Origin of the sequence: Asticcacaulis excentricus, from assembly GCF_003966695.1 — a bacterium.
Lineage (GTDB): Bacteria > Pseudomonadota > Alphaproteobacteria > Caulobacterales > Caulobacteraceae > Asticcacaulis > Asticcacaulis excentricus_A.
The window spans coordinates 925284-948749 of record NZ_AP018828.1; the positions used below are offsets into that span (position 1 = coordinate 925284).

At 60.6% G+C, this 23466-nt stretch carries 23 protein-coding genes; 7 read left to right on the forward strand and 16 right to left on the reverse strand.

Annotation, left to right across the window (positions count from 1 at the left end; genetic code table 11):
- Positions 1-34: 34 nt before the first annotated feature.
- Entirely contained in the window at positions 35-577 is a 543-nt protein-coding gene (locus tag EM6_RS15420) for a glutathione peroxidase (protein ID WP_172961278.1), read from the forward strand.
- A gap of 23 nt (positions 578-600) precedes the next feature.
- Here EM6_RS15420 and EM6_RS15425 read toward each other — a convergent pair whose 3' ends face one another.
- Both EM6_RS15425 and EM6_RS15430 read right to left on the reverse strand, forming a co-directional pair.
- The gene (locus EM6_RS15425) at positions 601-972 is read right to left on the reverse strand and encodes a helix-turn-helix domain-containing protein (RefSeq protein ID WP_126424007.1); all 372 of its coding nucleotides are present in this window, start codon (positions 970-972) and stop codon (positions 601-603) included.
- A 77-nt stretch (positions 973-1049) separates the two neighbouring features.
- Positions 1050-1670 (reverse strand): helix-turn-helix domain-containing protein, encoded by a 621-nt coding sequence (locus tag EM6_RS15430; RefSeq protein WP_126424008.1) that lies wholly within the window; start codon positions 1668-1670, stop codon positions 1050-1052.
- 175 nt (positions 1671-1845) lie between these two features.
- Here EM6_RS15430 and EM6_RS15435 point away from each other — a divergent pair, with 175 nt between their 5' ends.
- The 3 genes from EM6_RS15435 to EM6_RS15445 are packed head-to-tail and all read left to right on the forward strand — an operon-like array spanning position 1846 to position 3212.
- Positions 1846-2544, forward strand: coding sequence for a pirin family protein (locus tag EM6_RS15435; protein ID WP_126424009.1), 699 nt, complete (start codon positions 1846-1848; stop codon positions 2542-2544).
- The gene (locus tag EM6_RS15440) at positions 2545-2769 is read left to right on the forward strand and encodes an NF038104 family lipoprotein (protein WP_126424010.1); all 225 of its coding nucleotides are present in this window, start codon (positions 2545-2547) and stop codon (positions 2767-2769) included.
- Positions 2769-3212 (forward strand): COG3650 family protein, encoded by a 444-nt coding sequence (locus EM6_RS15445; protein ID WP_126424011.1) that lies wholly within the window; start codon positions 2769-2771, stop codon positions 3210-3212. Before EM6_RS15440 ends, EM6_RS15445 begins: the two co-directional genes overlap by 1 nt.
- 54 nt (positions 3213-3266) lie before the next feature.
- On the opposite strand, the gene EM6_RS15450 is transcribed toward EM6_RS15445, so the two are convergent.
- The 13 genes from EM6_RS15450 to flbT form a co-directional block, all read right to left on the reverse strand.
- On the reverse strand, positions 3267-4100 hold the full coding sequence (locus tag EM6_RS15450) for a peptidylprolyl isomerase (RefSeq protein ID WP_126424012.1): 834 nt from the start codon (positions 4098-4100) through the stop codon (positions 3267-3269).
- The gene (gene coaD, locus EM6_RS15455; protein WP_126424013.1) at positions 4100-4591 is read right to left on the reverse strand and encodes a pantetheine-phosphate adenylyltransferase; all 492 of its coding nucleotides are present in this window, start codon (positions 4589-4591) and stop codon (positions 4100-4102) included. The genes EM6_RS15450 and coaD overlap by 1 nt, the downstream gene beginning before the upstream one ends.
- Positions 4592-4625: 34 nt before the next feature.
- The gene (gyrA, locus tag EM6_RS15460; protein WP_126424014.1) at positions 4626-7382 is read right to left on the reverse strand and encodes a DNA gyrase subunit A; all 2757 of its coding nucleotides are present in this window, start codon (positions 7380-7382) and stop codon (positions 4626-4628) included.
- 327 nt (positions 7383-7709) lie between these two features.
- On the reverse strand, positions 7710-8228 hold the full coding sequence (gene ssb / locus EM6_RS15465) for a single-stranded DNA-binding protein (RefSeq protein WP_126424015.1): 519 nt from the start codon (positions 8226-8228) through the stop codon (positions 7710-7712).
- Between the two features lie 134 nt (positions 8229-8362).
- Positions 8363-8809, reverse strand: coding sequence for a hypothetical protein (locus EM6_RS15470; protein ID WP_126424016.1), 447 nt, complete (start codon positions 8807-8809; stop codon positions 8363-8365).
- Between the two features lie 10 nt (positions 8810-8819).
- Positions 8820-9470: a hypothetical protein gene (locus EM6_RS15475; protein WP_013480560.1), complete on the reverse strand. Its 651-nt coding sequence runs from the start codon at positions 9468-9470 to the stop codon at positions 8820-8822.
- Positions 9471-9515: 45 nt separating this feature from the next.
- Positions 9516-12416 (reverse strand): transcriptional regulator, encoded by a 2901-nt coding sequence (locus EM6_RS15480; RefSeq protein WP_232037145.1) that lies wholly within the window; start codon positions 12414-12416, stop codon positions 9516-9518.
- Between the two features lie 287 nt (positions 12417-12703).
- Positions 12704-13537 carry a flagellin gene (locus EM6_RS15490; protein WP_126424018.1) on the reverse strand — a complete coding sequence of 278 codons (834 nt, stop codon included), beginning with the start codon at positions 13535-13537 and terminating at the stop codon, positions 12704-12706.
- 137 nt (positions 13538-13674) lie between these two features.
- A complete protein-coding gene (locus tag EM6_RS15495; protein ID WP_126424019.1) occupies positions 13675-14004 on the reverse strand; it encodes a flagellar protein FlaG in 330 nt (109 codons plus the stop codon).
- 120 nt (positions 14005-14124) lie between these two features.
- Positions 14125-14943 carry a flagellin gene (locus EM6_RS15500; protein WP_126424020.1) on the reverse strand — a complete coding sequence of 273 codons (819 nt, stop codon included), beginning with the start codon at positions 14941-14943 and terminating at the stop codon, positions 14125-14127.
- 286 nt (positions 14944-15229) lie between these two features.
- Positions 15230-16060, reverse strand: a complete 831-nt coding sequence (locus tag EM6_RS15505; RefSeq protein ID WP_126424021.1) for a flagellin — start codon at positions 16058-16060, stop codon at positions 15230-15232.
- 226 nt (positions 16061-16286) lie between these two features.
- The gene (flaF, locus tag EM6_RS15510; RefSeq protein ID WP_126424022.1) at positions 16287-16697 is read right to left on the reverse strand and encodes a flagellar biosynthesis regulator FlaF; all 411 of its coding nucleotides are present in this window, start codon (positions 16695-16697) and stop codon (positions 16287-16289) included.
- Positions 16657-17082, reverse strand: a complete 426-nt coding sequence (flbT, locus tag EM6_RS15515) for a flagellar biosynthesis repressor FlbT (RefSeq protein ID WP_013480567.1) — start codon at positions 17080-17082, stop codon at positions 16657-16659. The genes flaF and flbT overlap by 41 nt, the downstream gene beginning before the upstream one ends.
- Before the next feature lie 208 nt (positions 17083-17290).
- Between flbT and EM6_RS15520 the strand changes: the two genes are divergently transcribed.
- Complete coding sequence (locus EM6_RS15520; RefSeq protein ID WP_172961279.1) at positions 17291-20776, forward strand: tetratricopeptide repeat protein; 3486 nt, start codon at positions 17291-17293, stop codon at positions 20774-20776.
- Between the two features lie 49 nt (positions 20777-20825).
- Here EM6_RS15520 and EM6_RS15525 read toward each other — a convergent pair whose 3' ends face one another.
- The gene (locus EM6_RS15525; RefSeq protein WP_126424024.1) at positions 20826-21662 is read right to left on the reverse strand and encodes a universal stress protein; all 837 of its coding nucleotides are present in this window, start codon (positions 21660-21662) and stop codon (positions 20826-20828) included.
- A gap of 148 nt (positions 21663-21810) precedes the next feature.
- On the opposite strand from EM6_RS15525, the gene EM6_RS15530 reads away from it, so the two are divergent.
- Together EM6_RS15530 and EM6_RS15535 are read left to right on the forward strand one after the other, a co-directional pair.
- On the forward strand, positions 21811-22434 hold the full coding sequence (locus EM6_RS15530) for an HD family hydrolase (RefSeq protein ID WP_232037146.1): 624 nt from the start codon (positions 21811-21813) through the stop codon (positions 22432-22434).
- 13 nt (positions 22435-22447) lie between these two features.
- Positions 22448-23377, forward strand: a complete 930-nt coding sequence (locus EM6_RS15535; RefSeq protein ID WP_126424025.1) for an NUDIX hydrolase — start codon at positions 22448-22450, stop codon at positions 23375-23377.
- Positions 23378-23466: the final 89 nt, after the last annotated feature.

Consider the following 23466-nt stretch of genomic DNA (forward strand, 5'->3'; position numbering starts at 1 on the left):
GATCGCCTATCCTTCTCAATATATGGAGGATTTGATGGGCGCACTGTACGATATCCCGTTGAAGCGGATTGATGGGACGCAAACGTCGCTGGGTGACTATGCCGGTAAGGTGTTGCTGGTCGTCAATGTCGCCTCGAAATGCGGCCTGACCCCGCAATACGAGGCGCTGGAGGCTCTCTATCGAGACAAGCAGGCGCAGGGTCTGGAAATCCTCGGCTTTCCCGCCAACAACTTCATGGGGCAGGAGCCGGGCACGGATCAGGAGATCGCCAGCTTTTGCCAGACGGCCTTCGACGTGTCCTTCCCGCTGTTCTCCAAGATCAGTGTGGCCGGGCCGGACAAACACCCGCTCTATGCGGCCCTCACCGAGGCTTTACCCGACGCCGCCGGCGCCGAACTGATGCGCGAAAAGTTTGCCGGTTATGGCTTCCCGCCGACCCCGCGCGGCGAAATCCTGTGGAATTTTGAGAAGTTCGTCGTGGGCCGTGACGGCAAGGTCGTGGCGCGCTTTTCTCCGGACGTTGCCCCGGACGATGTGCGCTTGGTCGATGTTCTCAACAAGGCGCTGGCGGCTTAAACCCCACTTTTTCGAATCCAACGTCAGGCAAACGCCCGCGCCGCCAGCAAAAGCGTGTGCAGTTGCGCGCGGCTGAGGCGGCGCAGTTCCGGCAACAATCGCGGCTGCGCCAGATGCACGATCTGCGCGTCGCGATACAAGGGCGTATCCGTCAGCGGATGCGCTACGCCATTTACCGGCGGCAATATATCCATCGGGTGCGCGCCCAACTGCTCGCAAATGCGGATCAGCATGGAGCAACTGACTCGGTTGGCGGCCTTTTCGTACTTCTGTAGCTGCTGAAAGGTGACGCCCAGACCCGCCGCCAGATTTTCCTGCGTCAGGCCACGCGCCTTGCGGATCAGGCGGATGTTCTGGCCCACTGCTACATCAACCGGATGACCTGTCTCGCGCATAATCTTTCCCCTCTTGCAAGAGAGAGAATGCCGACACACGCCCAGATTGTCAATTCATTTTATGCATTTGATGCAATTCAATCAGGCTCGCCGCGCAGAACAATAGGGTAAACCCCTGTAATATCAACCATATTCAGGCCTTGCGTCACCCGCCGGTGCGCATCACCTTCGGCCACCCAATATTCCACCCACAGCTCAGCCGCCTGCCGCAGATAAAAGCGCGGCAAATAACGCCCATCGCGCAGGCGGATGATCACCCCCTCCCCCGGCAGCGGTAAACGCTCGGTGTCATAGATGGCGAGGCTGCCCGCACGCAGATAAGGGCTCAGTTCGTCCGTCTGGATACGCACCTGTTGCAGACCGGGCCGATGAAACGCCGCCAGATCAACGCCCCCCGAAGCCGAAAGACCGGCCGAAAGTCCCGCCGCCCCCCCCTGCGTCCCCTCGTGGGTCGCGTAAGGCATATCGGTCGCCAGCAATTCCGCCTCGGCCTCCAGATCGCGCAGCGTAAAGCCCAGAGCCCTCACGACTTTCGCGCGCACGGCCAGACGGTCGAGAAAAGCCCGGCTGTCGCCGCTTTCATAGCGCGCCCAGGTAGGTTGCGACGTACCGGCGGCCTCCGCCGCCTTGTCCTGCGACAGGCGCGCGCGCATCCGTAGCTGCGCCAGAGCCTGTCCGTAGATGAGCGCCTTGTCCAAATCTCGCCTCCCGCTTGCAGCATACTGCCGCAAGCGAGCGCCGGACAACAGCCCTAATTCAAGGCCTAAGTTGCAATCTTAGCAACGAAGCGTTTTCAATTCACCCTCTATGCGCAACGCTTCAGGCACCTATATTGACGCTCAACAACACCCTTTATTGCGAAAGGCCTACGCCATGATCCAGCATCGCCCCTTTGAAAAGCTCTATAACGCCAAACACGGCTGGCTGAACGCCCGTCACCACTTTTCGTTTGCCGACTATTACGACCCCAACAACATGGGGTGGGGGTCGATCCGCGTGTGGAATGACGACGAAATCGACTCGAAGTCAGGCTTTCCGCCGCACCCCCACGCCGACATGGAAATCATCACCTATGTTCGCGAAGGCGCCATCACCCACGAAGACAATCTGGGCAATCGCGGCCGCACCGAAGCCGGCGATGTGCAGGTGATGTCGGCCGGAACCGGCATCCGTCACGCCGAATATAATGTCGAGGACGTGCTGACCAAGATCTTCCAGATCTGGGTCATCCCCGACAAACGCGGTCACGCCCCGCGCTGGGGGGCCAAGCCCTTCCCGAAAAGCGACCGGGCGGGCAAGTTCGTGGCGCTGGCATCGGGTTTTGATGACGATGCCGAGGCGCTGAAGATCAATACCCCGGCCCGTCTTCTGGGGGCGACGCTCCTCAGCGGTCAGTCGGAAACCTACGCGCCGCAAAAAGGCCGTCATGTTTACGTGGTCTTAGCCGCCGGACGTGCTAAGCTTAACGGCCTTGAGCTGAACGCGCGCGACGGGGCGGCCATCATCGACGAAGATGAGCTGACCTTCGAAGCGTTCGAAGACGCCGAAATTCTTCTTTTGGATGCTGCCTAGATGCGCTTGAAACCGCTCCTTACCCTCACGGCCCTGATCGGGTTTCCCCTTTTTCTTCAGGGCTGTACAGCCGTAGCCGTCACCGGCGCGGCGGTCGGCACCGCCGTGGGGGTAACGGGAGCGGTCATCGGCACCACGGGGAAGGTCGTGGGCGCGGCCATCCCTGACGGCGACGACAAAAAGAAGGATAAAAAAGACAAGAAGAACAAGAAGGACGAGGACTGATGCGGCTGTCTGCCCTGCGCCCGGTCGCGCTTCTGCCCCTGCTTGCCCTCGCCGCCTGTGGGCCAAAGATCGAAAAGCCCCCCGAGCCAGAATCGACCCAGGTCGATTCTCTGGCCGGCGTCGATCTCAATGCGCCGCTGAGCGTGATCGGCACCGAGCCCTTCTGGTCGCTCAGCCTGACCGAACGCGATGTCACCTTTGAACGCCCCGGCGACGACGCGCAGGTCTTTCCGCGCCATCTGTTTGAGATCAACAAGGACAAGAGCGGGCCCAAGCGGGCTGAGTTACTGTCGAATGAAATCAGCCTGACCCTGATCGCCCAGACCTGTTCGGACGGCATGAGCGACCGCGTCTATCCGCTGACCGCCGAAGTCAATTTCGGAGACGAAGTGCTCAAGGGCTGCGCCACCCCGACGGCCAAGCTGGAAAGCGAGAAGCCTTAAGAATAAAAAGGCCTCCCGGAGAGGAGGCCTTTTTATTTCAATATGTTATGCGGTTTAGTTCACCTTGACCGGAACCGGCACATCGCAGCCGGTAAGGCCTGCGGGACTGGCCTTGCGTTTGGCTTCGACCAGGGCGGCAAATTCAGACGAATGGGTGTCCATCACCTCAACCTTCGGGCGCTCGGCTTCGGGCATGTCGGCCAGTATCTGCACCTTGGTCATCACATCGGGGTCAACCGGCGGCTCACCCAGCTTCAGCTTGCGCACCACATCCAGCCCCACCAGCGTCATGCCAAAGGCCGTATATTTGCGCTCCAGTGCGTCCGTATAGGAGCGCATCAGAAAGAACTGGCTGTTGGCCGAATTGGGGTCTCCGGCGCGCGCCATGCCGAGCGTCCCTGAGCAATAGAGCCCCCAGGTTTCGACCTTGCTGTCCTTGGTAATCGCCATCAGGTCATTGACCTGCGACTGCACCGGCAGGGCCTTGACGTAACCGGTCAGGATACCACGCTCGGTCGTCAATGGCGTGATGTCGAGTGTGGTATCGCGGCGAATGATGAATTCACCCGGCACATTCGGCAATTCGGAATTGCCCTCACCCGTGCCCTTGGGGTCGCCGGTCTGCGCCATAAAGCCTTCGATGACGCGGTGGAATTTCAGCCCGTTGTAGAAGCCCTGCCGCGTCAGCGTCTTCATGCGCTCAACGTGCTGCGGAGCCAGTTCGGGATACATTTCAACGATGACACGGCCTTTGTTCGTGTCGATCACCAGCGTATTATCGGCATCGACCGGACGATAGCCCGGCGTCGCCGCCACCGCAGTACCGGCCAGAAGCGTTGCGGCGATTGCCAGACCTGCCGCGCGCGCAGCCCCCATCTTAAACGTCATTACTCTTTTCCAACCTTAGCCAAGAGCCGCTCAGCGACGCTTTTTGAAACGAACGGCGCGATATTGCCGCCCAATTGGGCTATTTCTTTGACCAATCGGGACGCAATCGCCTGATGCCGGGGATCGGCCATCAGAAACACCGTCTCGATCTCACGGTTCATCTGCTGGTTCATCGCCGTCATCTGAAACTCGTATTCGAAATCGGCCACCGCGCGCAAGCCGCGAATGATGACAGACGCCCCAAGTTCCTCGGCAAAGTGCATCAAAAGGCTGTCGAAGGGCAAGACCTCGACGCGATCGGCGAACAGAGCGCAGCTTTCGCGCAACATCTCGACCCGCTCATCCAGCGTGAAGACCGGTGCCTTGCCCGTATTGCGTGCCACACCGATCACCAGATGATCGACCAGCTTAACGGCCCGGCCGATAATGTCCGAGTGTCCGTTGGTGATCGGGTCGAAGGTTCCGGGGTAGAGCCCTATCCTTTTGGCCATCTGACGTGGCTCCTTATTCAGTAATGGGTCAGCCTTATCCGGCATCGCCCCCGCTGGCAAGCTCAGCCTCGTCCGGGCCGTCCTCTTCGGCGGTTTCGGCCAGGCGCTCGACCGAGACGACCTTCTCACCTGAGGTACGGAAGATGGTCACGCCCTGCGTATTGCGGCCCGCCACACGGATCTGCGACACCGGCGTGCGGATCAGTTGCCCGCCATCGGTGACCAGCAGAAGCTGATCGGTGTCTTCGACCGGGAAGGAGGCGACCAGCTTGCCGCCGCGCTTCGACAGGTCGATGGCGACAATACCCTGACCGCCGCGACCGGTGCGGCGATAGTCGTAGGACGAAGTCCGCTTGCCAAAGCCCGTATCGGCAATGGTCAGGATGAACTCTTCGGCCGCGCCCAGTTCGGCAATGCGCTCGACGCTCAGCGACGCATCTTCCGCGCCCTCTTCGGCCTCGTCTTCGACCGCCGCCGGCGTGTCTTCGCCTTCGCCCGTCACCGCCGCACGCAGCGAAGCCGCGTGCTTCAGATAGGCGGCGCGTTCGGCTGGCGTGGCCTCAACGCGGCGCAGTATGGCCATGGAGATAACTGTGTCGTCCTCACCCAGACGCACGCCGCGCACGCCGGTCGAGTCGCGGCCCTTGAATACGCGCACCTCATCGACGGCGAAGCGGATCGAGCGGCCCGATGCCGTGGACAAGAGCACGTCCTGATCCTCGGTGCACAGGGCCACGCCAACAATGGCGTCACCGTCTTCGAGCTTCATGGCGATCTTGCCGGCGCGGTTGACGTTGACGAAGTCCGACAGCTTGTTGCGGCGCACGTCGCCGGAGCGCGTGGCAAACACGATATCCAGACGATCCCAGGTGGCTTCATCCTCTGGCAGGGTCAGGATGTTGGTCACTGTCTCGTGCTTGTCCAGCGGCAGCAGGTTGACGAAGGCCTTGCCCTTGGACTGCGGATTACCGAGGGGCAGACGCCACACCTTCAGCTTATAGGCCTTACCCGTTGAGGAGAAGAACAGCATCGGCTGGTGCGTCGAGGCCGCATAGATGCCGGTGATGGCGTCCTCATCCTTCATCGCCATGCCCGAACGGCCCTTACCACCGCGGTGCTGGGTGCGGTAGGCGCTGAGCGGGGTGCGCTTGACGTAGCCCGAATGGGTCACGGTCACCACCATGTCCTCACGCGGGATCAGGTCTTCGTCCTCGATATCGGCTTCGCCATCGACGATGAGGCTGCGGCGCGGCTCCGCATAGAGGGCCTTCACCTCTTCCAGCTCCTCGCGCACGATGCTGAGGATGCGTTCACGCGACGACAGGATGGCGAGATATTCGGCGATAGAGGCCGCCAGGGTGCGGGCTTCACCGAAGATTTCATCACGGCCCAGACCGGTCAGACGCGACAGGGTCAGGGCCAGAATGGCGCGCGCCTGTTCTTCGGTCAGCCGCACCTCGCCGCCTTCAAAGACGATCGAGCGCGGATCAGCGATCAGTTCGATCAGCGGCGACATGTCCCCGGCGGGCCAGTTGCGCGCCGTCAGGCGTTCGCGGGCTTCGGTCGGATCGACCGAGGAACGGATGATGTGGATGATTTCGTCGATATTGGCCACGGCAATGGCCAGACCGACCAGCACGTGGCCCCGGTCACGCGCCTTGTTCAGTTCAAAGCGGGTACGGCGGACCACCACCTCTTCGCGGAAATCGAGGAAGATTTCCAGCAACTTACGCAAGCCCATCTGCTGCGGGCGGCCATGGTTGAGCGCCAGCATATTGACGCCGAAGCTCGTTTGCAGGGCCGAATAGCGATAAAGCTGATTCAGAATGACATCGCCGGAGGCGTCGCGCTTCAGTTCGACCACCACGCGCATCCCCTGACGGTCCGATTCGTCGCGGATGTCGGAGATGCCTTCGATGCGCTTTTCGCGCACCATTTCCGCAATATGCTCGATCAGGGTCGCCTTATTCACCTGATACGGCAATTCGGTGATGATGATGGCTTCGCGGTCCTTGCGGATGGTTTCGACCGAGGCCTTGCCGCGCATAATGACCGAACCGCGGCCGGTCAGCAGCGCCTGACGCGCGCCGGAACGGCCAAGGATTTCACCACCCGTCGGAAAGTCCGGACCGGGCACGATGCCCAGCAGGGTTTCGGCGCTCACCTGCGGGTCATCGAGCATGGCCAGACAGGCCTCGATGATTTCGCCCAGATTGTGCGGCGGGATATTGGTCGCCATACCGACCGCGATGCCGCCGGCCCCATTGACCAGCAGGTTCGGGATGCGCGACGGCAGAACCGACGGTTCTTGGCGCGCACCGTCGTAGTTGTCGTTAAAATCGACCGTGTTTTTGTCGATATCGGCAATCAGCGACTCCGCCGCGCGCGTCATGCGGCTTTCGGTGTAACGCATGGCCGCCGGCGGGTCGCCATCGACCGAGCCGAAATTGCCCTGACCATCGACCAGCAGCAGGCGCATCGAAAACGGCTGCGCCATCCGCACCAGCGCGTCATAGATGGCACCATCGCCGTGCGGATGGTAGCGACCCATCACGTCGCCGACGATATTGGCCGACTTGACGTACTTCTTGTCGTGGGTACGGCCCTCTTCGTACATGGCATAGACGATGCGCCGGTGCACGGGCTTCAGGCCGTCGCGCGCATCGGGCAGGGCGCGCGAAACGATCACGCTCATGGCGTAGTCGAGATAGGAACGCTTGAGTTCATCCTCGATGGTGACGTGCGAAATGCCGTGCGGCGTCGGCAGGCCGGTAGCAGGAGTATCGGTCATGAAGCCCGTTTCATTGCATAGTCAAGATTGGGTTTCGTTCAGGTTGAATCGAACCCCAATCTAACATTTTGTTTGGTCGCGCATGTGAGCCCAAAAACCGTTTCACACTTTTTGGTATGCGCTCCAGGCGCTCGACGGGAATCACACGTCGGCGCACTGGTTAACGCGCACCGTAGCACTTTTGCGACTAATCCCCAAATCCGGAAGGCGTTTTAGGGGAATTCAGAGCCCGCCTGTTAACATTTATTTTGCGTGCGGACCGGCCTGAAACGCCCACAAAAAAGCCTGCGGTTTGACCGCAGGCCTTGGGTTCGAATCGCGCCCGATTTAAAACGGAATTTCGTCGTCCAGATCGAAGTTCTGCTTGGGGCCGGAGCCTTGCGCCTTCGGGCCCGAAGAGGCCGGGGCCCCGTAGCCGCCATCATCAAAACCGCCGCCATAGCCGCCGCCCTGATCATAGCCGCCCGAAGAGGACGACCCGCCGCCGCTGTCGCCACGGCCGCCCAGCAGCGTCAGATTGCCGTTGAAGCGTTGCAGCACGATTTCGGTGGTGTACTTTTCGACACCCTGCTGATCGGTCCACTTGCGGGTTTGCAGCGAACCTTCGAGATAGACGGTCGAGCCCTTGCGCAGGTACTGCTCGGCGATCTTGGCCAGGTTGTCATTGAAGATAACGACGCGGTGCCACTCTGTCTTTTCCTTGCGCTCGCCCGTCATCTTGTCGCGCCACTGTTCCGAAGTGGCCACCGTCAGATTGGCGACGCGCTCCCCCGAATTGAGCGTGCGGATTTCCGGGTCCTTGCCCAGATTGCCGATAATGATGACCTTGTTGACCGAGCCCGCCATGCGCTGCGCCTTCCGTTCTGCCCGCGATTCGGCGGACACATTAATTGCTAAGGTCTGAGCATAGGCGGCAAAACGCCGCTTGCCAAGTCGATGTTAACGTTTTGTTCACATCTTTTCGCGCTGCGCGGGAGCCCTTATTTCTTTTCAGGCAGATTGTCCGGGAGGGTCTGCGGCTCCGAGAAATTGCGATCGCGCGGCACCTCAAAGGCGCTGGGGATGACCAGACGCCCGTCAGGGGCCTTGGTCAGGAAAGGCATAGCCGGGCCTTCAAAATGCTTGGAAATGCGAATGCCGCGCGGCGTGGACCACAGGAAGGTGCCGTTATAGACCCCGACAATCTCCTTGCGCGGCGACCCTATGCTGAGGAACTTGATGCGCAGGGCGTCGAGATGCGCCGCGCAATATTCCAGCGATGGCACGTCTTTTTTGATGACGTTGAACTTCGGCGGCTGATCCTTTGGAAAGCCGATGTGGAAGCAGACATTCTTCGCATCGGGCGCTTCGACGGCCGTCTTTTCGCACCCGGCCAGCGCCAGACAGGCGGCCCCGGCGACAAGCCACAGAACAGGTTTCATCGCCATGAGTGGCTCCTTACTTTACTGAGCAGCCCTGACCCTGTTCGAGCAGGGTACGGAAGGTCTTGTTATCATCCGAAATTTCAACGCGCTTGGGCACCAGGCGCAGAGTCTGACTGCCCCAGCGGCCATAGGAGGCCGAACCCGGACGTTCGCAGCGACCGTCAAACAGCAGGGTCGCGCAGGCGTTCAGCGAAATACCGTCCGACAGACGCGTCCACTCGTTACCGGCAAAGCGCAGACAGGCCCCGGACGGCCCCGTGGTCGGGGCGGTTGCGGCCACGGGCTCACCCGAATCGACGACCACGGGCGCCACCTTGTCGGCCGAAATGACCGGCGGCGGAGCCAGAGAGGCGGTCGGGGCAGCGGTCATTTCGCCGCTTTCATCGACGCCGACATCAAGCGCATTGGCGGCCACGCCGTTCTTTTTGGCGCAGTCGGCGATGGTCAGTTGCCCCACAAATTCCCCATTGACGAAACAGCGCAGCGTCTTCTTGGCGTCGAGGGTCGGCGCATCGTCGATGTCGAGGACAAGGCCCGGACCTTCGGTATTCATGCGCGGCGATTCTTTTTGCGAACTGGAGATCGCCCATCCGATCAGCACCGCCAGCAACAGGGCCCCGCCTGCACCCGCCAGCCAGATCGTCTGCTTTCGATTCAGCGCCATAATCCATCCCCTCGGAGGTGAGTTCATCTCCCCCTAAAGGCCTGTTTATGCGCCGCCTGTCAAGCGGGAGAGCGCCGCAGAATAGTTGGAAGCCTGGGCATTCCAGTAGGCGGCCGAACCGGCTGAACTGGTCTTCTTCTTGCTGTCGTCCGATGAGGTTGTATCTTCGCCATAGCGCAGGTAACGATAGGCGGAACGGACGTTTTTCAGGGCATCGTCCAGCGTCTTGATCGCCGCCGTGATGCTTTCCTCCGAGTTCAGATTGACGTCGGCATTGAACTTCAGGCCAAACAGCTTTTCTGTATCCGTTTTTGTCTTCTTCGAGGAAGACGAAGCGGAGGTGTCCTCCGCCGTGCGGACCAGACCTTCGGTCAGCCCCAGCCCTTCGAGGGCATCCTTGCCCGCCGGACCTTTGACGATTTCCATCTGGCTGGTCTTGTTCTGCGGCTCGATAACCAGTTGCGACTCGGCCTTGCCGGTCACCTTAGCCACCGTCACCTTGAGCTTGTACCCCGCCGCGCGCTGGATCTTCTTGGCCAGCGTGTCCAACGTGTCATTGGCCTCGATCATGATCTTTTTCTGCGAGCCACCGGCATCGCGCAGATAGAAGGAGTCCCCGGCGCGCACCGAAGTCCCTGAGGTCAGAAGCGTCGAATCCTTATACTCGATGGTGCCGCTGGGCAGGCCCAGCCTGTCCAGCACCGAGGCCCCATTGGTCGTGACGGCCATGGCCTGCGGATCGACCTCGCCGTCCTTGCCCGAATAGCGCTGGCTCCATTCAACCGTGCCGCTGGCCACGTCCATGCGCGCCAGATAGGCGTCGGCTTCGCCGATCTTGGTCGTACCGTCGATCTCGCCTTCGGTCTGCCCGGCGAAATAGACCTTGCCATCGGTGAACTGCACCTTGACGTTCTTTTCTTCCCCTGCCCCGCCATAATAGACGACCTTATCGCCAGCGGTGGAGGCGAAATCGGTAGAGACTGTGGCGGCAAAGGCGTCGGAATGCCCGTGGAAGGCGGTGGCACCCGATCCGCCGCCCAGAATACTGTCATTGCCGGTCGAGCCACCGACATAGACCTTACCATTATAGACGTCGATGGCGCCGATCTGCCCGCCCCCCAGACCGCCCAGATTGCGGGTGCCCGTCAGGGTTGGTTTGGCCGGGTCGCTGATGTCATAGGCGCGAAGGACGATATTGCCGTCTTCCACACCGGCGGCGTAGAGCGTATTACCATCGACCTTGACCGCGCTGGTCTGATCGGTGCCGGAGGTGCCATATTGCACCGTGGCGGTCGCTTTTCCGGTCGAGTCAAAACTGCGGATATAGGCGTCCCAGCCGCCCGCCGAACCGACTCCGCCCTGCATGACGCTGCGCGTCTTGCCGGCCACCTGAACCGAGCCATCCGACCCGAAGGTCACCGCCAGAGCGGCATCTTCATCGGTGGACCCAAAGCGCTTGGTCCACATTTCCTGACCGGCAGAATCAAACACGGTGACAAAACTGTCGGCAACCGTCTTGTTGGTGCCGGACGTCCCGCTGTCTTCCTTGGTCGAGGTCGTGGTGAAGGTCTTGCCATCCACCGTGTAGCTTGAGGTCGTGGTGGTAACGGTCGAAAGCGTACCGGTCACCGACCCGGCAATGGCGACCTTGCCATCATCGCCGACGCTCAGCGCGTAGCCGGTGGCACTGTCGGCCGCGCCCAGGGTGCGGGCATAGACGACATTACCGGCCGAATCGTACTTGATGAGGGCGACGTCCTGCGTGCCCTTGATCGTCTGACCCTCTGTGGTGCCATCGACATCGGCCAGCACATAGACCGAGCCATCCGGCCCGGAAACCGTCTGATGCACGGTCTTGATCGCGCCTTCAAGGTCGTTCTGGACGCTGCGGCCCGCCGTCCAGAAGGTATCGCCGGGCGCCGACACCGTATCGCCACCCGTGCTGAACTTCACCATGCCGGTGGTTTGCTTGGGCGTGACGGTCTCGAACTTTTTGGTTTCCTTGTTGTATTTCGTCGTCTTGTCGGTATCGCCCGTCTTCTGCACGACAAAAACCGAGTCCCCGGTGGGCGCGGCACTAAAGGTGAGGGCCTCTGTCGAATCGCCCTGTATCTTCAAGGAAAACGTATCGGGATTGGTGCCAACCTTGACGGTCTTGCCATTCACCTCAACCGTCTTGTCGCCGCCCGCCGTCCGCTGCACGGCGAACTTGGTCGAAAGCCCCGCCGCTTTGAGCTTGTCGTTGATATAGCTGACGACGCTCGACATCGAACGGGTTTCACTGCCCATTTCCGCAAGGTCGATGTGAACACTGATCGGGTCCGTCGTCCCCGTCCGCTTGACCGAAATGTCAAAGGCCACATCGCCCTTGAAGGCCTCAACCTCACTGGTCGCCGTGCCCGAATGGATGTCCTTGGCGAAATAGGCCGTATCGGTGCGGGCGATGCCCACGCTCGATTTCAGCTTGTCGGTAATGGTCCCCTGCACAAGGTCCAGATGCTCGTAATCCGCATCCTTGACGTAGGTGCTGACCTCGCCGATGCCGGAATCAAACCGACGGCGCAGCGTATTGAGTTCCGTCTTGTTGCTGATCGAGTCGGGATTGCTCCCCGTCAGAATCGACTGCGCCTTGGCCGCCACGGCGCGCAAGGAGTTCAGTCCGGTATAGAGGGTGTAGAGCTTTTTGTAGTCGTTCGACGCGCCAGCCAGATCGAGATTGACCGCCGATTCGCGAATAAAGCTTTTTCCTGAGAGGATATTCTTGACCAGCGTATCTTCCGGCGTGCCGCCCTTTTCCCACGGCGCGGTTGGCGCGCGGGTGGTGCCCGTAGGGCTGGTCGCCGTCGTTGGCGCAGCCGTATTGGCCGTACCGGAAGTGGCACGGGTCTTCGAGTTGAAATAACTCGTCAACAGGCTGGTATCGAACGACACGGTCATGAGGGTCATTGTCACAGATCAAAGCTTAAGAAGCGTTAACCCGCGGCAAAAAGGGCGAGATCATTATGATTTCTCATAGAAACATAATGATCTCGCTTTTTGTTTCGCCCCTCGCCGGCCGGTGGCTTCGCCACCTTGGCCGCCGCCTCAATGGCGGCTTGAGCGGAATGATTACAGAAATCATTCCGCCCAAAAATATCAACGGCCGAAGATGCTTGAGCGCACCTGGCCAATGATGACAAAGAAAAAACCCGCCGGATGCCGGCGGGTTTGCTCAGGCTGCGTAAAGTAAGCGCCTACTGGAAGAGTCGGAGGATGGCCTGCGGCGACTGGTTGGCAATCGACAGGGCCTGCGTGCCCAATTGTTGCTGCACCTGAAGGGCCTGCAAGCGGGCGCTTTCCTTGGCCAGATCGGCGTCAACCAGGTTGCCGATGCCGACTTCGATAGCGCCGGAGAGTTTGGCGACGAAGTTTTGACGCCCCTCGATCTGCTTGGCTTCCGAACCCAGCGCAGCAAGGCTGGCATTAACGTTGTTGATCGAGGCATCCAGACGGGCCAGAGCCGACGTCGCCCGGGTCAGGGTCAGCACATTGGCCGCCGCCGACAGCGTGATAATCGTGCCCCCCAGACTGAAATTGCGCGACGACAGGGTTACAACCGAACTACCATCGGCGTTATCGATAAATTTAATGCCGTTCGTGATCGTGCCGTTAAGCAGGTTGGTGCCATCGAAAGACGAATTGGCTACGGCATGGCTGATCTGACGGAGAAGTTCGCGGAAATCACCATTCAGAGCGTTTCGCGAGGCCGTTGAAAGCGACGGGTCCATGGCCGAAACGACCTTGTCGCGCATCTGTACCAGAAGGTCGGAGACCGACTCCCCGGCCGCCAGCGTCACGTCAGCGACCGATGTCGCCCGGTTAAGCGAGTTTTTCACCGCACTGAGCGAGCTGAGGTCAGCGCGCTGCCCCTGCGCGATCGAATACAGGGCCGCATTGTCCTTAGCGCTGGACACCTCAAGGCCTGTGGAGATCTTGGTTTGCGTCGATTCCAGTTTGCGGGTCGTTGCATTCAGATTTTGCAACGCCGTCATGGCAGTCTTGTTGGTATTGACGCTTACCGTCGGCATGAGGATTCTCCATATACGCTACGACTCAGAAGTCTTAACGAACATGGTAACCAAAAGGTTAATTCATGCAAACGCCTTTATCCGCGACCTTGGCAGGTACGCGGTAAATATAACAGCTCACAATCCGGAAAAAGACGTCAGATATCGGTCCTGACGATGCTTCCCGCTTTGTAACTTCTCGATTTTTGCATTTCCAGCAGCTCCTTTTGCGGGAACTGGCGGACCACCTCGCCGGTATAGCGGTCAATCGCGCGATAGATGAACTCACCACTGTCGGGGTCCTTATCTATCGTCAGTTTGAGCATATAGGCCGGTTGAGATTGCGCCCGGTCATGATTCGACAGACCGTTTTCCGTCTGGTTGCCCGAGGTTGCCGGAGCGACTTCCTGAACAGGCTTGACCGGCTCCACGGGCTTAACCTGAGTGGGGTCGGTGACGGCGGGCGGGGTTACAGCATTCGTAAACATCTCCTGTATTACGCACGGCGACTTACGCCGATGCGCCCTCTGTTTATGATCGTGATGCCGAGCCAGACATCAGATCAGAGAAAAAGGGGGCGGACGTCGAAACGCCGCCCCCGTCATTCCTTAACGGAACAGGCTCAGAACCGTCGAAGTCGATTGGTTCGCAATCGACAGGGCCTGAACGCCAAGCTGTTGCTTGGTTTGCAGGGCCTGCAGCTTCGCGCTTTCCTTCGCCAGGTCGGCATCCACAAGGTTGCCGATCCCGTTTTCGATCGAGTCAGACAGCTTGCTGATGAAGTTGGCGTGGTTAGCCAGCGACTTCGAAGACGTACCGAGCTTCGCCAGCTTGGCCGAAACGTCGTCGATCTTGGTCGCGAGGGTCGCAACCGCCGCCGAAGCCGTAGCCTTGGTGCCGATCGTCGTCGCGTTGATACCCAGACCCGTCAGAGACAGGTTTTGAGCCGCAACGGTCAGCGTACCACCGGAGTCGTTGGCCAGAGCCGAGAGGGCCGAGCCACCTTGCTTGATGATGTTGATGCCGTTGAACGTCGCGTTGTTGACGGTCTTGCCGATCTGGTCGCGGATCGCCTTGAAATCTTCGTTCAGAGCGGTGCGGCTGGCCGTGCTCAAGCTGGAGTCAGACGCTGCGAGGGCCTTTTCCTTCAACTGCGAGAGCATGTCGGAAACGGATTCGCCGGCCGAGATGGCCACATCGACGACAGATTGGTTACGGGAGAGCGATTCCTGAACCGCGTTGAGCGAGGAAACCTGAGCGCGCTGCCCTTGGGCGATGGCGAAGACGGCGCCGTTGTCCTTGGCGCTGGCGACCTTCTGGCCCGTGTTGATACGGGTTTGGGTCGTTTGCAGGTCGGCGTTGGTCTTGTTCAGGTTTTGCAGAGCAATCATAGCTCCGCTGTTGGTATTCACGCTATTGAGCGCCATAGGTCTAGTCCTTCTTCTAGATGAACCGGAGACATTTTGTCGTCCGGCGGCATTTTGCCTGACCCTTTGGCTGCAAGCGGCGGGCCAAACCTCCGCTTACGGAAAATCACCGTATGCAATTGAAATATAAGCGTTATACATGCCTTAACCACACCCCTGAGCCGGCAGTTTTTGCCGCTTATCGGCAGTTTTTGCCTGGTCCGGCAGTTTTTGCCGCGCGCGTTTTGGGCAAAAAGAAAGCCGGAGCCGGGACCGCCTGGACCCGCAACTCCGGCCTTTAAAGACCTTACTGGAACAGCCGGGTAACGACACCCGGAGCCTGATTGGCGATAGACAAGGCCTGCACACCCAACTGCTGCTTGGTTTGCAAGGCCTGAAGCTTCGCACTTTCCTTGGCCAGATCGGCGTCCACAAGGTTGCCGATCCCCGATTCCATCGAGTCGACCAACTTCGAAACAAACTGTGCGTGCGCATCCAGCGACTTCGATGACGTCCCCAGACGGCCAAGCGCCGCAGACACATTGGCAATCGACACATCTACGGCATCGGCAATGGTCTTTGCCTGCGCCGCCGAAGTAAAGGCCGAACCCGCCGAAAGCGTGATCGTGCTGCCCGTCAGGCTGAGGTCCTGCGCCGCCACGGTCAGCTTTGACGAGCCGTCCGCATTAGCCAGGGGAGCAATCGCCGTGGCGCCGTTTTTGATCAGGTTGACCCCGTTGAACGTCGCATTGTTCACCGTTTTCGAAATCTGATCGCGCAGCGCCTTGAAATCTTCGTTCAACGCCTGACGACTGACCGTGGTCAGGGACGTATCCGAAGCCGCGAGTGCCTTCTCCTTCATCTGGGTCAACATATCCGCAACGCTTTCGCCGGCGGAGATCGCTACATCGACGGCCGATTTAGCCCGATCAAGCGAGTCCGTCACCGCACCAAGGGAAGATACATCCGAGCGCTGGCGGGTGGCGATGGCGTAAACCGCCCCGTTATCCTTGGCGCTCGCAACCCTCAACCCTGTATTGATGCGGGTTTGCGTGGTTTGCAGTTCGTTGTTGGTTTTGTTCAGGTTTTGCAGGGCGATCATCGCACCCGCATTGGTATTGATCGACATATTCGGCATCGATAACGTCCTTTCCATTCTGGTCGGGGATTTGACCGGCAATTTTGCCGCAAAGCCATTTTGGCCTGCCCGTTACCTAGCAATGGAAATGCCAGCCCGTAAGATCGCGTTAAATATTTTTATCGTTGTTTTTAATGGATATTTTTAAATTGAAAAAGGCAGGAATCAGTGACTCCCGCCCTTACCCTCCGGCCCTGCCCGGCAAAATCTGCATCAGGGTGAATTTTTAACCGAGTGACGCCCGCACCGTGCCAACAAAGGCCGGATCGGCAGCCGGCGCCGCGTCCTGACGCGGCATCAGGCCCTGCATGATCAGGCGATTGACCTCGATCAGCGGCGCAATTTCTTCCTGACCGCGCATGACGGCCGAGGTATGACGGTTGACCCAGATTGACAGGGACACGATCTGCGCGCGCAGGGTTTCAGGCAGGCCATTGCCCGGCAGGGCGCAATCCGTCCCCAGAACCGACCACAGACGGCGGTTCCAGTCGAGCGCATCCATGCGACGGGAAACCTCGCTCCGGTCGAGCTCGGCCGCTTCCATCAGCGCGCGGGTAACCTGACCGAACAGACGATACTCCGTCTGGCGCGGATCTTCACTCCGCTGAGCCGTCTTCTGATAGGCCTGTAGAGACATGTCCAAGTCTTTCGTCTTCGTACTCGATAAGCTTACGGCAGCCCATCAGGGCCTTGTAATATTCGCGCCCCATGATGGCTTTGGAGATCACCACACATTCCGCCAGAATGGCCGGATTGGCGATGACGCTCATGAATTCGGTCATGCGCGTCAGGAATTCGTCGTAGTATTTTTCCGCCCCCGCCTCATCGAGGTACATCATCATCACCGGGAAGTAGATGTGACGCGACGGAGAGGTGACCTCGCTGGCCTGCATGATGTCTTTTTCACGCAGCACCGAGGCCTTGTTCTGGAGCACAAGCGAACACCGGCGGTCACCGTTCTGCACGACGGCACCGTTGAGAACAAATTTTTCACCCGGCTTGAGCGACAGTTTGAGCGGCATGTGAGTCCTTTTGGCCAGCAGCTTAGGCTTCGCACGGTTAATATCCGGTTTCGCACGGCCGCAAATATAACGGGCGTAACGCTATCCTGATCTTAATCGAATCATCGCATAAGATTGCACGTTCATGACCATCTGTCCTCACCTTCGGTCAAATGCCCCATACAGAAAGCGGCACGAGCGTGGGGCACAGACGGGTGCGGAGAGTCCAATGCCCAAAAAAACGTGGCCAATCAAACATCAGGCTGTTGAAACCGCGGCCGCAGAGGCCCTTGAGATACGCCCGGCAAAGGTTCTCGCCACGCCCGATACGGTCAGCTCTATCGCGATGAACGCCGCCGCCACGCCTCCGGGTAAGGACGTTCTGGCCGATCTGGCCTCAACGATTCTTGGGGATTCCGGGTCTTCGGCCGCCCTCGACGCACTGATGGAGGCCACACGCTACATCAGCGAGGTGCGTCTGCTCACGCTTTTGAAGGACTCGCTGCTGCTCGTCCAGAAATCCGACTATGAGGGGGCGACGCAAAAGGCGCTGGAAGCGCTGCGCGTCAATGAAAAGTGCGGCACGGCCTGGCATATTCTGGCCGTATGCCGCGAAAAGGCCGGCGACATCAAAAGCGCCTTCACCTGTTTCGAAGCCGCCCTGCAACTCGAAGAAGACAATACCGGCATCGCCAATGATCTGGGCCGTCTGGCCTATCAACTGGACATGCACACGCAGGCTGAAAAGCTGTTCCGCTATGTCCTCGGCAAAAACCCGGACGATTTTGAGGTCGCCAACAACCTCGCCTCGTGCCTGCGCGAAGTCAGCCGCTTTGAAGAGGCGATTGCGCTCCTGACGCCGTTTCTGGAGAAGGACCCGTCCAACGGCACGCTGTGGAACACGCTGGGCACGGTGGTCAATGCCAAGGGTGACCTGCCGACCGCCCTCCTCTTCTTCGACGAAGCCGTAAAATTCGTCCCGGATGACCCCAAGCCCTGGCACAATCGCGGCCTGATCCTCGGCGCTCTGGGCGAGATTGACGCGGCGATCCACAGCCTTGAGGCCGGCATCAAGCGCATGGTCTCGCCCGCCCAGATCGAGGCGGCGGAATTGGCCATGGCCTTCTGCTATTTCTGCAAGGGCGATCTGATGCCCGGCTATCGTTACTATGCGGCGCGCAAAGGCCTGCATAGCCTTGAAGGCATGAAGTATATTACCGACGTCCCGGCGCTGGATCTGTCGCAGTCCCTGACGGGCAAGTCGGTGTTCGTCACCACCGAGCAGGGGCTGGGCGACGAGATTCTGTTTGGCACGGTGCTACCCGACCTTCTGGCCGAAATGGGCCCGGAGGGGCACCTGACTCTGGCCGTGGAAAGACGCCTTGTCCCCCTCTATGCGCGCAGCTTCCCGCAGGCGACGGTGATCGCCCACGGCACGGGCAAGATCAATGGCATTACGGTGCGTCACTTCCCCGGAATGGACACCACACGCGCCTATGACGGCTTTGTCATGCTGGGCGACCTGCTGCCGCGCTACCGGCCCAATGCGCAGGCCTTTCCGCGGCAAAAAAGCTTCCTCACCCCCGATCCTGCGCGCGTCGCCCACTGGAAGGCCGAGCTGGACAAGCTGGGGCCTGAGCCCAAGATCGGCCTTTTGTGGAAAAGCCTGGTCCAGCATTCACGCCGCGACCGCTACTATTCCCCCTTTGAAAGCTGGGCCCCCATCCTGCGCACGCCCGGCGCCGTTTTTGTCAATCTTCAGTACGGCGATGTCAGTGAAGAACTGCGTCAGGCCGAACGCGAAGGCCTGAGCATCTGGAACCCGCCGGGCATCGACCTGAAGCAGGATCTGGATGATCTGGCCGCCCTGTGCGCCGCCATGGACCTGATCATGGGGCCTTCAAACGCCACCAGCAATATCGCGGCCAGCGTCGGCACCCCTATCTGGATACTCTCCCCGTCCAATAGCTGGCCCACGATGGGCACCGACTATTACCCGTGGTACGGCAGCGCCCGAATATTCCTGACGCCCACCCCCGGCGAGTGGACGCCTGCGCTAGAGGACATGCGTCAGGCCCTGATCCGTGAGGTCGCCGCCCCGGTGCAGGCCCTATCCAGTGACGATATACGCCGTCAGTTTCAGGGTGTTGAGCGCGCCCTTCTGATGCGCGACTGGGCCGAGGCCGAAACGCAGGCCCGCGCCCTTTTACGTCACGTGCCCGACCATATCGGTGCCTGGCAGGCGCTGGCCACCGCGCTTGACCGGCAGGACCGCATTCCGCAGGCCCTCGACGCCTATCAAACGGCTCTGAAGCATCAGCCGGACTCGCTCGATATCGCCGCCGATCTGGCGCAACTGGCCTTCCGCATCGGCCTTTATGACATGGCCGAACGCTTTTACGGCCTGATCGTTCAGCGCGATCCCGGTCACCTGATGGCCGTCAACTATTACGCTGCGGCGCTGCGCGAACAGTCGAAGTTCGATCAGGCCATCACGCTTCTTCAGGCCTATCTGAGCGACTATCCGAAGCAAAGCGCCCTGTGGGATACGCTCGGCACCATCCTGCTGGCGCAGGGCGATGCCGACACGGCGCTGATCTTCTTCAACGAAGCCATCTCGCTGGACAACAGCCTGCCGGCGCGCTTCAACCGCGCCTGCCTGTGGATCGAGAAAGGTCTGCTGGCCGAGGCCCTGCCGGAGCTGGAACTGTGTCTGGATCGTTTCTCCGAGCCCGGCAATCTGCGTTCGGTCGAACTGAGCATGGCCTATGCCCATCTGGGCCTTGGCAATCTCCAGGCCGGGTGGCAGGCCTATGCGGCGCGCCATATGACCGGCACGCCGAAAGAGGTGCATTTCGACCTGCCCACAGGCCCGCTCAAGCCCGAAGAGATTGCCGGCAAGCGTCTGTTATTGCTGGCCGAACAGGGGCTGGGCGACGAGGTCATGTTCGGGACTCTGGTGCCCGATATTATCGAAAAGCTGGGCAACGGGGTTTTGACCTTAGCCGTTGAAAAGCGCCTCGTGCCGCTGTTTGCCCGCGCCTTCCCCAAGGCCCGCGTTCTGCCGCATCACACCGAAAGCCGTGACGGCGTCATTACCCGCAGCGTGCCGGGCCTGTCGGGCGACAGCGTGGACGGCTGGGCGCTGATGGGGGATTTCCTGCCGCTGTTGCGCGGCGATCTGGAGGCCTTTGCCAATAAAGCGCCGGTGTTCGTGCCTGACCCGGCGCGCGTCGCTTTCTGGAAAGGCGAACTGGCCAGACAGGGCAGCGGCCCGAAGGTTGGCCTGCTATGGAAAAGCCTGATCAGCCATTCCCGTCGCGACCGCTTCTATCCGCCTTTTGAGTCCCTCGCACCGCTGCTGGGGCGCAAGGACCTCGTCCTCGTCAACCTGCAATATGGCGAGACGGTCAGCGAACAGATCGCCGCCAAGGCGCAAGGCGCGCGCTTCTACACCCCGCCCATCGACCTGCTGAACGATCTGGGTGAGCTGAGTGCCCTGTGCGCGGCGCTGGACGTGGTCATCGGCCCCGCCAATGCAAGCACGCAGATCGCCGCGGCGACCGGTGTGCCGACCTGGTTCGTCATGACGCCCGGCTCGTGGACCCAATTGGGGAGCGACCATTGCCCGTGGTACGCCAATGCCCGCGTCTTCGTCACCGAGGAGGGGCAGTGGGGGTCGCTCATGCAACGGGTGTCGGAAGAGATCAAATAAAAAAGGCGGCGGAATTTCCGCCGCCTTTTCATTATCTTCGGCGCTAAAATTAATGCGCCATATACAGGTTCAGATTGGTGTTGTGCAACAGCGCGCGCGTCGTGCCGCCAAAGGCGAACTCACGCAGCCGCGACCGCCCGAAGGCCCCGGCGACCATATACTGCGCCTGATGCCGCTGATTGGCCTCGACCAGCGTGCTGATCAGGTCGTTACTTTTGGGCAGGATATCAACCTCGACATTGAGGCCGTGCAGCATGTAGTAGCGCGCCAGCTTGCCCAGATCGGCCGGATTTTCCCCGACCGGAGCCCCGGCCACCACCACCTTCGACGCTTTTTTCAGCAGAGGCACGGCGCGACGCGCGGCGCGTGACGACGGCTCCTTGCCGTCCCACGCCACCAGAGCCGTCCCCCCCACCGCAAAGGGCTGACGGGCGATAAATACCCCGGCGCGTTCTTCCATCAGTACCTGCTGAAACGCCTCGGACAACAGGCCACGCCCGCGCGCGCTTTCATCGCCGAAGACCACAATGTCCGACAGGCGCGTTTCCGTCGCCAGACACTGCCACACCGGCGATTTCAACGGCAGGAACAGTTTGTGTTCATAGGCGGTGTCGTTATAGGCGTCGCGCGCCACGGCTTCGGCCTCTTCGGCGGCGGATTTCAGCCCGTCCATGGCCGCCATCTGCACCGTGCCCATAAAGCCTTCGCCCAGCCACGGGGCCAGTTCGGCCGGATCGGGCGGCGCAAACAGGAAACTCAGTTGCCCGCCAAAGGCACGGGCAATATCGGCGGCAATGGCAATCGCCGTCTCTTCCGAGGTGGCACCCGATACCGGCACCGATACGCGCGCCCACGCGCCACCGGCAGTGAGGGGGGAGTCAGTCATCAGAGGGGCCTCCTTTTTTGTGCATGGTCAGCATTTAACCACGACGCAACGCGCCTTATGACTGTAAGTATAGGCCTCGCACCGTGGATTGGACACGCGGCATATGGCCCCAATACACAAGTATCCCGTCAACACTTTGTGAAACCCGATGGCCCCTCGCACCCCACCGTCCCGACGCCCTGCCAGCGATCCGGCCCCGCGCGCCTGGCAGCGTATGCTCTCCGGGCGTCGCCTCGACCTGCTCGATCCGTCGGCCATGGATATTGAGATTGACGACATTGCGCTCGGCCTGTCGCGCGTCGCCCGCTGGAACGGACAAACCACGGGCGAACATGGCTTTTCGGTCGCCCAGCATTCCTTGATCGTCGAAGACATCTGCGCCCATCTGAAGCCGGGGCTCGACACGCAGTGGCGGCTGGTGGCCCTGTTGCACGATGCGCCGGAATACGTCATTGGCGACATGATTTCGCCGTTCAAGGCGGCGCTGGGCCTCGATTACAAGCGTTTTGAGCATCATCTGGAACAGGCCATCCATATCCGCTTTGGCCTCCCCGCCGCGGTGCCACCGGAGGTCAAGGCCCTGATCAAGCGCGCCGATCACGCCTGCGCCTATTTCGAAGCGACGCAACTGGTCGGCTTTTCCGACGCCGAAGCCCGCACCTTTTTCGGCACCCCGCCCGAAGGCTACGACCTCAGCCTGACCGCCCTGTCGGGCCCCGAAGTCCGTGCGCAGTTCGTTGACAGGTTCTACGCCCTGAGCCAAAACCTGTAAGGAGGAGTTGCCTGTGCCGGTCAGCCTGACGATCGAACTGTCCGCCGTGGTTATGGCGATCAAGGACAATGAGGCGATGGTCCTGTGCCTGACCCTGCCTGACGGCACGGCCCTGCCCTCCGGCCCATTTCGCCCGGAGGCGCACCGCACCTTCGATCTCGCCGTGCGGGCCTTTGTCACCGAACAGACCGGCTTTTCGGCGGGCTATGTCGAACAGCTTTATTCGTTTGGCGACGAAGGGCGTCAGGGCGTGAGTTCGCTGGCCCCCGGCGGCAGCGATCAGCGCGTTATTTCGCTGGGCTATCTGGCCCTCACCGCCGACAGCGCCTTCCAGTCGCAATTATCGGCCCAATGGAAGCCCTATTCCGCCTTCTTTCCGTGGGAAGACTGGCGGCGCGGCGAACCGGCCGCGGTCGCGCCTCTGCGTCGGCGTCTGCGCGACTGGTGCAACGCCGCTCCGCACGCACAGAGCGCCGCCGAGCGGCGCGGGCGCGTCGAAACCCTGTTCCCCGAAGACAGCGACCTGTGGAACGAAGAACGGGTGCTGGATCGCTATGAACTGCTCTACAGCGCCTGCCTGATCCATGAATCGCGTTGCGCCGAAGCCTCCAGCGGCAGCGGCACGGCCATGCTGTCGGACCACCGCCGCATCCTGGCCACGGGCCTGTCGCGACTGAGGGGCAAGCTGAAGTACCGCCCGGTGATCTTTGAGCTGATGCCCGAACGCTTTACCCTGCTGGAATTGCAGCGCTCGCTGGAAGCCATCAGCGGCCTGCCCCTGCACAAGCAGAATTTCCGCCGCGCGCTGGAACGCACCGGCTTTGTGCGCCCGACAGGCATCATGCGCGACGATACGGGCGGCCGCCCGGCAGAGCTTTACGCCTATGACCGCGACCGTTTCCGCTTCAGCCCGTCTCTGGGGTTGAGTTTGCCGAGAGGGTAGGGTTTTAGCCACGAAAAACACGAAAAGCACAAAAAAGCTGTAGGCGGATATTTCGGCGCGTAGCGCCTGTTCAACACGCCCTCCGGCCA